The organism is Patescibacteria group bacterium (genome assembly GCA_018900835.1).
Taxonomy (GTDB): domain Bacteria; phylum Patescibacteriota; class Minisyncoccia; order Minisyncoccales; family PEYH01; genus PEYH01.
This window is the reverse complement of record JAHIFQ010000017.1, coordinates 1-9,243: the sequence shown is the minus strand read 5'-3', so window position 1 is coordinate 9,243 and position 9,243 is coordinate 1. Positions and strand designations below refer to the sequence as shown.

The following is a 9,243-nucleotide window of genomic DNA, read 5'->3' as shown; positions in this document are numbered from 1 at the left end:
CAAGAGAGTAGCGCCGTTCTCGCCCCAGCCGCGCCTTCGGCGCGGTGAGCAGGCGGACAAAAATTTCTTCCCCCCAACCCCCTTCCTTTTTGCCCGCCTGCTGGAAACCCCCAGCGATTTTTTCGGGCGGCGGGGCCGAAAGAAAAAAAAGAATAATTGCGCTTGCCCCACCCTTCCTGTGCGCACGCAACAAGTTAGAACTGCCTTTTGTTTGGACAAGTATTTTGAAATTTGTTATCATTGTAATCAATGAAAGGTAAAGGATACTTTTTAACCTACACAATATAATGGTATATCTTCCTAAAACCTATGTCAAATAATAATCAAGGTTCAAAAATAGCCAAAAACTTAAAGAAAATCCGGCAAGATAAGGGCATTTCTCAAGATCGCCTGTCAAAACTTGCGGATTTGTCGCTCAATACTGTGGTAACGGTAGAATCCGGCGCAAACCCAAACCCAACCATTGAAACACTGACAAGAATCGCCAAAGCATTGGATGTTGGCGTTGATGATCTAATAAAGTAAAAAACATGAACTATATCAGATTTCAAGATAAGAATATTAGTAAAATATCTGCTGGACACCAAAAATGGTATCAAGCTAATAGTAGTGTTTGGGGTGAGCGATATATGAAAGAAAAAGAGCATATCTTGACCCGAGAGCGCAGTAAGAAAGAAACGCGAATTATCGTAAAATACTTACCACAAAAATGTAAAAAAATTCTTGATGCTCCCTGTGGCTACGGACGAATTTCGAATAGTTTATCCGCGCTCGGCTACGAAGTAACAGGTATTGATATTAGCGATTATTTTATCAATCTTGCAAGAAAACAAGCCACTCAGAAAGGTTTAAAAGTTTCATACATAGCCGGAGATATTCTCAAGAAAAAAGTGTTGGGAAAATTTGATGTGGTATTAAATATTTTTACCTCACTGGGCTATCTTGAAAATGATAAGAAAAATGAATTATTTATTGAAAAATTATGCCAGCATGTTAAGTCGGGTGGCGGCTTAATCATTGAAACCATTAACCCCATAGCACTTATAGCTAATTACAAGAAGAAAGAAACAATAACATTGAAAGACGGAACAAGACTTTATTTTGAGCGCATCCTAGATTTTAGGACATCAACGAGCGTAACAAAAATTCAGGAAGTTAAGCAGAATAGTAATCCCAGGAATCTTGTTCATATTATAAGGATTTACTATCCGCATGAACTAATAAATATTTGCAGAAAATTTGGTTGTAATTTGGTTGAGATGCTTGATCAAAATGGTAAAGCAAAAGATATCAAAAATTCTTTACGCATATGGCTAATATTCAAGAAAAAGTAATAGAGCGAGTGCGCGTTATTATCATTGATTCAAATAAGATTTTGCTCATAAACCGTGTTAAAGGGGAAAATTCTTATTGGGTTCTACCAGGTGGCGGAGTTGAGCAATGCGAAAGCCATGAACGTGCTATCGAGCGAGAATGCCTAGAAGAGTTAGGTATTAAGATACGAGTCCAAAAATTGTTTCTACGAAGAGTTGGGGACAAGCAAGGAATGGAAGGCCAGTATGAGTTTTTTTATTTATGCGATATGGTTGGCGGAAAAGTTGGTACTGGAGGGGGGCCTGAATTTCAACCAGGAACACAATATAAGGGTGAATATAGGATTAGTTGGGTCGATTTAAAGAAGCTTCCCGATCTAAATCTAAAACCCGGAGAGGTTAAGGATAAAATTATTCAAGAATATTTGCTGAATAAGTAATCGGTTTATCAAATTATGCCAAACATTCAAACAATTTTTGATAAAATAAATTGTTCTATTGTAGACCATGCTGATATTCAAAGAGTCGTTGATATTTTGCAGAGCGGTTTCTTATCCAAGCCCGATGGTGGGCCGGCCGTTGTTGAATTTCAAAAACTAATGGCTAAGTTGCATGGTAACAAATACGCCTTTGCTGTTAATTCTGGCACTTCTGCATTACATTGCGCAATTGTTGCTCTTACTTTACAAAAAGATGACGAGATCATTGTGCCTGCCTTAGCGAATATTGCAGATGCTTCGATTGTAGTGCAAGGAGGCGGAAAACCTGTTTTTGTAGACATCAATCTCACAGATTTTAACATCAACCCGGCCAAGATTGAAGAAAAGATTACTTCAAAAACAAAAGCTATTATTGTCGTTCACATGTACGGTCAGCCCGCAAAGATAGATGAAATACGACACATTGCCAATAAACACAAATTGATTTTGATTGAGGACTGTGCCCAAGCTGCTGGTGCAAGATATAAGGGGAAATATGTAGGGTCTTTTGGAGACATTAGTTGTTTTAGTTTATACCAAACTAAGCATATTATTTGTGGGGAAGGTGGCGTAGTAGTTACAAATAACGAAGAGTACGCAAAAATTATTACTTCCGTAGCAAATAACGGAATTATGAAACACGACTTGGATGCGTATGATTATGACCACATTGGATTTAATTACCAGCTGACTGATATACAAGCAGCTCTCGCGATAGGACAATTGCACAAGTTGGATAAAAATAACATAAAGAGGAGAGAAAACGCCGGAAAATTTAGGGCCCTACTAAAAGATATTGATATTCAATTCCAACATTCCAGTAATATCACGGAGCACTCTTATTTTTATTTGACTGGCTTGCTGCCACAAAATTTGTCCAATCAGCGAGGTAGATTTTTGGATATCGTAAAAAGTTTAGGCGCACCAATAAAAAAACTCTATCCTCTTGCCCTAACAGAACTGACACTATTCCGAAGCAAAATAAATCAGGACTGCCCAATAGCTCAAAACATTACTAAAAGGATTTTTAACCTATATGTAAATCCAGGATTGGACTTTGAGGACATAGCGCTTATGGCAAAAGCAGTTAAAAAAGCATATGAAATCATTAAAACGAGTAGTAATGACCGGTAGTCAAGGATCATTAGGAAAGATTTTGCAAGAGAGGCTATTAGATTCGTTTAATTTACTCTGTATAGATAAAATTTCTGGTAGCACCAGCAATGTTGCCTTAGATATTGCTGTCGATTATGAGAAGTTTAAGGGTTTTCTAAAAAAAGAGGACACGATTATTCATTTAGCTTGGGATACTTTTGAAGATTACCCCAATGAAAATATTGTCCCACAAAACAAAGTTATGGCAGAAAATGTTTATCGCGCTGCTGTAGAGAAAAAAGTTTCGCGTATTGTTATCGCAAGTTCGGTCCATTCTAATGATTATTCAGCTGTTTCAGTCGGTGAATATATCACCCCTCAATCAGAAAGCCACCCCGATACTCCCTATGGAGCCACAAAAATTTATATTGAAGATCTCGGACGTTATTTTTCCAGAAAGTACGGTTTGGAAGTAATTTGTCTTCGTCTTGGAGGCGTAAATGAAGCAAATGAAATCCGATTTAATGAAGACCCATTATACGATAAAGTTCTTCTATATAAAGAAGATTTTATAGAGTTGATGCGGATGTGTATTGATGCCCCAAAGGTGCCAAATAACTTTGCTGTTTTTTACGCGGTTTCGAATGTTCCATGCCGCGTTCATTCGTTAGACAATTTTTTAAATTGGCAACCGAAGTTCCCAAAAAAATGAAGAATATAAATACAATCGTAATTGCTGTTGGCGGCCAAGGAAGACGTATTTCCAACGATTTAAGAAAAAGAAGGATTACAGCCTCAAAGGTTTTCTTAAAGTTAAACGGAAAACCAATTCTGAGTCATTTAATTGATATGTCGTTGGCTTTAAATTTTCAACGGGTTTTCTTGTTATCTAGTTATTATGAATATGAACTGCATTCCTACTTGAAAGAAAATTACTCAAACAATAGGCGGATTATACCGATCTACGGAGGTAAGGCAGGCAGAATATGGGGCGTTCCGTGGTTGCTGTTTTCCATTAGGCAAAAACTTCAGAAGCCGTTTATATATTCGGACGGTAATATTTTATATAACCAAGGTATTCTCAAGAAAATGAAAGGTGTCGGAGTTTTAAGACCGACACTCGCCAACATTGTTTTGAGCGTTAAAGATTTGGCGCCTACGCACTCGCGTGCAATTCTGCATAGAGGAAGTATTCAGGAAATAAATGCGCGGTTACCGCAGAACAAAAAAATGAGTGGCCGATACAAAGGCCAACAGTATTGTAGTATTGGATTGATGGTGCTGAGCGAATCTATTTTTTCGTTTATTCCTCGTTTCGCCCAGAAAAAAGATTTAGATTTTGTTGTCAGCGATATTTTCAAATTTCAAAAAGACTCGATCAAGGGCACGATATACTATGGAAATTGGCTTGCCGTTCATACCATACAAGACATTGACAAATTGGGAATAAAAAGTTAGGGTAGCACAAATAGTTCTTCCACAAACCAAAACCCATTTTGCGAGGAGGTAAGTCATGATAGTGATGAATGAATGTTTCCTGGCAAACACAGGAAGCAAATACGGTATTGACGCGAGCCTGCCGTTGCGGTTGCAAAAAAGGGCTCTGTTGAGGGCATTGGGCTTCCTAGGCGATCCTAGATTGAAGGGATGTCGATCTTGCGAAACAAGTAAGGTTAAGCAGCTCTTCAAAGAGTACTGTGTCCAAGGATGCCCTTTTCTGATCATCGTGTCAGAGAAGCCGATGCTAACGTTGGTGCCGCCGCTTTTTGTTGTGAACGACGCAAATAGCGTACAGTGGCGTGACAATCAGGGCACGAAGCGAACCATTACAGCAAGTGAGGCGCTGTCGATCATTGGGGGATATCCTCAAACCACATGGGTGGAGTTCTCTCCTAATCCTTGGGGAGAGCGTGCGATAGCAGGACGATTGATATATATTGCCATGGACAATCAAGTCATAGAGATACAGCAAGGCACTGTTCCGGCGAAACTCATCAACGATCGGCAGTTGCCGACATATGTTGGCGAGTTGAGCTTCCTAGACGCGGAGAGACATCGCTATCTTAAGGATAGTCGTCGTCTCCGCGACGCGGGATACCTCAATATTTGCCCTTTCAGCGTGGTCCGGAACATCTGTCGGGAGATGCCCGCTATGGCCAGCTTTGAAGAGCTACGCTTCATCTCGCAACTTCCGACTCTGGAATTCGCGTTCACTGGAACCGGCCGGCTGATGGCGATTGACATTGACTGGCCCGCACAATACACCAAAAAGAAAGGAGGTAGATAACCTATGAGCCAGTTCGAAATTTCCATACTCGTAGTGAAGCCAGACGGCGTAGAGAAGAGGCTGGTAGATCCGATAAGACAGATTCTCATCAGAAGCGGACTTGTAATCAAGCGAGAGGTGAGTAAGACGCTCAAGCCCGCCACGGTAGAAATGCTGTACTGGAGCATCAGCGACGTGCGACACCGTGATTACTTTCCCGAGCTGGTGACTTTTATGTCGTCGTCGCCCGTCCATATCTTCGTTGTGGATGGCTACGATGCCGTCGACAAAGTACGCCAGATTATCGGGAAACGAGTGCCTGCGTCTGGTCTCCGCGCCAAATGGGCGGAAAGCATCATCAGAAACGTTGCCCATGGTCCTCATACACCAGCGAGGGCCAAGAGGGAAATCCAACTCCTCCTGGAGGAATACAACATGAAAAAAGTGTTTGTCATCGGCGGGATGAGTGAATCTGGCAAGAGCACCATCGGCCGCTACTTGGACCAGCACGGCATCAAAAGGTTGAAGATCACCTTCTTCCTGAAGCGTGTGATGGAAAGAGAAGGCGTGGAAGACGACTTTGCCAAATGGAACAATCGGAACATGAAGGAAAGACCCGATTGGGTCTACCGCGTGTTCGCAGACGAGTTCATTCAGTGGGGCCGTGAACAGGAAATCGAGTTCTGTTGCCTCGAAAGCCTATACAGCCCGGGTCTCGCTGTCCATCTGCGAGAGCGACTCGGACAAGACAAGGTTGCCATCGTCTATGTGGATATGGACGAGAACGTTCGTCTTCAGCGGCAGATGATTCGCCAAAACCTCACCTCTTTAGACGAGGCAAGGCAATTGATGTTGCCCCGCGATCAGATAAAGAGGGATTGGGGAGTCCCCGCGATCGCAGATGTGGCTGACGTCATTATCGACAACTCCGGATCCATGGAAAACCTGACGAGAGTCGCGGATGCTATGATTGCCAGGTACTGCCAGGAACTACTCGTTTAGATAATTGGTCAGTCCATTCTTCGACAAAGGGGATTTCCTTTCAAGAGATCCCCTTTTTTCTTACTTATGAAAATTATTACCCTTTCTAAACTCAAAGAGACAATCAAACCATATACAGCCACGCTCGTTGGTGATATTTTTGATTTGTTTAATATTGAACATCTCCGCTATCTGCGAGAATGTAGTAAGGTGGGGCGCCCCCTTGTTGTCATTGTTCAATCAGATAAAACAGCCAGAATTCGCCTAGGATTTAATCGCCCCATAATAGGCGAGAGGCATCGCGCTGAAATTATTGCGGCATTTGAATTTGTTGATTTTGTTTTGATTCTTGAAAAACCATCTGATTACGAGAAATATTTGAGAATCATTAAGCCACGAAACTATGTTTACCCAAAAGGGATAATGAGACACAGAAAATACACTGCGCGTTTGATTACCGAAAAATTCCCGAACATTAAAATATTTTTTCTTGAAAATAATTTACACCGATACACTACAGATTTTTTCGCTAAACGAATACTGGCCCGACGAAATTATTCGAAAATTAAAAATCCAATTATCCGTCGCTTATATTTTATTGCTGACAATAGCAAGGCAGCCATCGGAAAAATCTCCGCTTTGATTACCTTTAGCGGCAAGATTGTTGCCGAGTCGGACAATATCGAAAGTAAAAATATGCATGCCGAGCACATTGTTATAGAAAAAGCAAAGTCCCAACAGATTGATTTAAGGAAGGCAAAGCTTTACATTCTCATTCCGCCATGTAAGCTTTGTGCCCAGGAAATACTTAAAAATAAAATTACCCAAATATATTATTTGCATCCTTACGGGAACGATGATGGAATAAAATTTCTACGCAAACACGGGATTAATGTGAAAAGAATAAAATACGACCTTAAATGATATGACAGATATTGCAATTTCAAATTTAGCGTGGAACGAATCAGCGGATCAACAGATATTTGAAGCAATGAGAAACCTAGAAATTTTCAGTTTAGAAATCAGCCCCTTCAGAGATGTGACGGGTATATTAGAAGTTAACAAACGATTTGATAACAAGATGTCAAAATTATTAAATAGTTATGGAATACACATCGTCGCGCTTCAGTCATTAATGTTCAGATACCCGGGAGTTTCTCTTTTTAAAGATGAGGCTACGCGTAGCGAGATGTTTGAGCATTTAGTAAGCATTTTAGAGTTTTCAAATAAAGTGGGTTCTACTATTGTTGTGTTTGGATCTCCCAAAAATAAAATCAAAAGCAAACTATCGCGCGAGGGAGCATTAGATATCGCTAAAAACTTTTTTAGGAAATTGGCCGACCAAGCTCAAAGACTTAATATCACTTTTTGTATCGAACCAACCCCAGCCGTCTACGGGGCTGATTTTATTCTTAACACAAATGAAGCGCTAGATTGTGTTAAGGGAGTTAATCGCAAATCGATTAAGATTAATTTAGATATAGGCTCATCAATTTTGAACAACGAAAAAATTGAGGGAATAATCCGCGACAATATCAAATACATTGGTCATGTGCATATTAGCGAGCCATATTTAAAAGCAATTGATTGTAATTATCTTTTCCATAGAAATATTGCCCAAGCGTTAAATAATAGTAATTATAAAGGAGTTGTTTCTATTGAGATGTTGCCAGCGGGAAAATCTGACGCAAAAAATATCTCCGAAGTACTTTCCTTTGTGAAGAATGTTTATCAATTGAACTATGAAAAATAATCATAAAGCAGTACAAAAAGTAGATTGCATAATTATTGGAGCGGGGATTTTCGGCTTGTACGCCGCTTCTCTTTTAGTTAAAAAAGGTAAAAAAGTTGCGATAGTAGATAAAAGCACTAAGCCGTTTTCCCGCGCCAGTGCTATAAACCAAGCAAGAGTACATAGTGGTTATCACTACCCTCGCAGTTACGAGACAGCAGAAAAAGTGGCATATCACTACAATAGGTTTGTCAGGGATTTTGACTTTGCCATAAATAACTCGTTTGAGCAAATATATGCTATCGCAAGTAATGGTTCTAAAACATCTGCCCAAGATTTCGTTAGCTTCTGCGAGAAAGTAAATATACCGTTAAAGAAGGTTAACGCCGATTTGTACTTCAAGAAAGGCTCGGCAGAAGCTGCTTTTATAGCCCAAGAGTGCAGTTTTGATTTCATCAAAATTCGTGATTTTCTTGTGGATAAAGTTAGGACTTCAGCTCATTGCTACTACGGCACCGGCATTCAATCAGTTGAAAAAAGAAATCCATCATATATAGTTGCTCTTGATAATGGTATTTGTCTATCGGCCCCTTTTGTAATTAATGCCTCGTATGCTGGTATTAACGAGGTTATTGATAAATTTAATCATCAATTTTTCGATTTGAAATATGAATTGTGCGAAATAGTCCTTTGTGAAGTTCCAAAAGAATTTAAAAACTTGGGAATTACGGTTATGGATGGTGACTTCTTCTCTGTTGTGCCGTTCGGAAATTCTGATTTTCATGCATTAACTTCTGTTGGTCACACGCCCCATGATGTATCCTACGATAAAATCCCAAATTTTAGAAATAAAGCCGAGCGATCGATTTGTAAAATGCATGGAGTTAGTGAATGCGTTGTTTGTTCGCAAAATTTAAAATCAGCATGGAGTAAAATGTACAAATTGAGTCGCGTTTTTTTAAAACCGAATTTCAAAATTGAATACAAACATTCTAAGTTTGAGATAAAGGCGATATTGAAGGCGTCGGAAAATGACGACTCCAGACCTACGATTATAAAACAACATACAATCGACCCGACATTTGTTAGTGTTTTATCGGGAAAAATAAGTACAATTTACGATTTAGAGAATATCTGCAAACAACCCGAATATTCGGAAACTCTAGCCACTAAAGTGTCATTTATTTCAAAATAAACATATTTACGGTATCATATTACAGTAAACTATTTATCGATTTTCGGCCCCGCCGCCCGAAAAAATCGCTGGGGGTTTCCAGCAGGCGGGCAAAAAGGAAGGGGGTTGGGGGGAAGAAATTTTTGTCCGCCTGCTCACCGCGCCGAAGGCGCGGCTGGGGCGAGAACGGCGCTACTCTCTTG

Annotated in this window: 12 protein-coding genes; 11 read left to right on the top strand and 1 reads right to left on the bottom strand. The window is 40.1% G+C overall.

Annotated elements, in window-relative coordinates; all coding sequences use genetic code 11:
* Positions 1-241 (bottom strand): hypothetical protein (locus tag KJ562_03400; GenBank protein ID MBU3964736.1); only part of this gene is annotated, 241 nt, incomplete at its 3' end.
* 68 nt (positions 242-309) lie between these two features.
* Here KJ562_03400 and KJ562_03395 point away from each other — a divergent pair.
* The 11 genes from KJ562_03395 to KJ562_03345 all read left to right on the top strand — a co-directional run bounded on the left by KJ562_03395 (position 310) and on the right by KJ562_03345 (position 9,061).
* A complete protein-coding gene (locus KJ562_03395; GenBank protein MBU3964735.1) occupies positions 310-525 on the top strand; it encodes a helix-turn-helix domain-containing protein in 216 nt (71 codons plus the stop codon).
* Between the two features lie 5 nt (positions 526-530).
* Positions 531-1,334: a methyltransferase domain-containing protein gene (locus KJ562_03390; GenBank protein ID MBU3964734.1), complete on the top strand. Its 804-nt coding sequence runs from the start codon at positions 531-533 to the stop codon at positions 1,332-1,334.
* Positions 1,310-1,753 (top strand): NUDIX domain-containing protein, encoded by a 444-nt coding sequence (locus KJ562_03385; GenBank protein MBU3964733.1) that lies wholly within the window; start codon positions 1,310-1,312, stop codon positions 1,751-1,753. The genes KJ562_03390 and KJ562_03385 overlap by 25 nt, the downstream gene beginning before the upstream one ends.
* A 15-nt stretch (positions 1,754-1,768) precedes the next feature.
* Complete coding sequence (locus KJ562_03380; protein ID MBU3964732.1) at positions 1,769-2,926, top strand: DegT/DnrJ/EryC1/StrS family aminotransferase; 1,158 nt, start codon at positions 1,769-1,771, stop codon at positions 2,924-2,926.
* Entirely contained in the window at positions 2,892-3,599 is a 708-nt protein-coding gene (locus KJ562_03375; GenBank protein MBU3964731.1) for an NAD(P)-dependent oxidoreductase, read from the top strand. Before KJ562_03380 ends, KJ562_03375 begins: the two co-directional genes overlap by 35 nt.
* Positions 3,596-4,345: a hypothetical protein gene (locus KJ562_03370; GenBank protein ID MBU3964730.1), complete on the top strand. Its 750-nt coding sequence runs from the start codon at positions 3,596-3,598 to the stop codon at positions 4,343-4,345. Before KJ562_03375 ends, KJ562_03370 begins: the two co-directional genes overlap by 4 nt.
* 421 nt (positions 4,346-4,766) lie before the next feature.
* Positions 4,767-5,174: a hypothetical protein gene (locus KJ562_03365; GenBank protein ID MBU3964729.1), complete on the top strand. Its 408-nt coding sequence runs from the start codon at positions 4,767-4,769 to the stop codon at positions 5,172-5,174.
* A gap of 3 nt (positions 5,175-5,177) precedes the next feature.
* Positions 5,178-6,155 (top strand): hypothetical protein, encoded by a 978-nt coding sequence (locus KJ562_03360; protein MBU3964728.1) that lies wholly within the window; start codon positions 5,178-5,180, stop codon positions 6,153-6,155.
* 66 nt (positions 6,156-6,221) lie between these two features.
* Complete coding sequence (locus KJ562_03355; protein MBU3964727.1) at positions 6,222-7,058, top strand: hypothetical protein; 837 nt, start codon at positions 6,222-6,224, stop codon at positions 7,056-7,058.
* Between the two features lies 1 nt (position 7,059).
* Positions 7,060-7,887 (top strand): sugar phosphate isomerase/epimerase, encoded by an 828-nt coding sequence (locus KJ562_03350; GenBank protein MBU3964726.1) that lies wholly within the window; start codon positions 7,060-7,062, stop codon positions 7,885-7,887.
* Positions 7,877-9,061: an FAD-binding oxidoreductase gene (locus KJ562_03345; GenBank protein MBU3964725.1), complete on the top strand. Its 1,185-nt coding sequence runs from the start codon at positions 7,877-7,879 to the stop codon at positions 9,059-9,061. Before KJ562_03350 ends, KJ562_03345 begins: the two co-directional genes overlap by 11 nt.
* Positions 9,062-9,243: the final 182 nt, after the last annotated feature.

What these genes read in the sequence shown, in the direction of transcription:
- KJ562_03395 (MBU3964735.1), top strand. Translation starts at nt 310, where the DNA reads ATGTCAAATAATAATCAAGGTTCAAAAATAGCCAAAAACTTAAAGAAA.
- KJ562_03390 (MBU3964734.1), top strand. Translation starts at nt 531, where the DNA reads ATGAACTATATCAGATTTCAAGATAAGAATATTAGTAAAATATCTGCT.
- KJ562_03385 (MBU3964733.1), top strand. Translation starts at nt 1,310, where the DNA reads ATGGCTAATATTCAAGAAAAAGTAATAGAGCGAGTGCGCGTTATTATC.
- KJ562_03380 (MBU3964732.1), top strand. Translation starts at nt 1,769, where the DNA reads ATGCCAAACATTCAAACAATTTTTGATAAAATAAATTGTTCTATTGTA.
- KJ562_03375 (MBU3964731.1), top strand. Translation starts at nt 2,892, where the DNA reads ATGAAATCATTAAAACGAGTAGTAATGACCGGTAGTCAAGGATCATTA.
- KJ562_03370 (MBU3964730.1), top strand. Translation starts at nt 3,596, where the DNA reads ATGAAGAATATAAATACAATCGTAATTGCTGTTGGCGGCCAAGGAAGA.
- KJ562_03360 (MBU3964728.1), top strand. Translation starts at nt 5,178, where the DNA reads ATGAGCCAGTTCGAAATTTCCATACTCGTAGTGAAGCCAGACGGCGTA.
- KJ562_03355 (MBU3964727.1), top strand. Translation starts at nt 6,222, where the DNA reads ATGAAAATTATTACCCTTTCTAAACTCAAAGAGACAATCAAACCATAT.
- KJ562_03350 (MBU3964726.1), top strand. Translation starts at nt 7,060, where the DNA reads ATGACAGATATTGCAATTTCAAATTTAGCGTGGAACGAATCAGCGGAT.
- KJ562_03345 (MBU3964725.1), top strand. Translation starts at nt 7,877, where the DNA reads ATGAAAAATAATCATAAAGCAGTACAAAAAGTAGATTGCATAATTATT.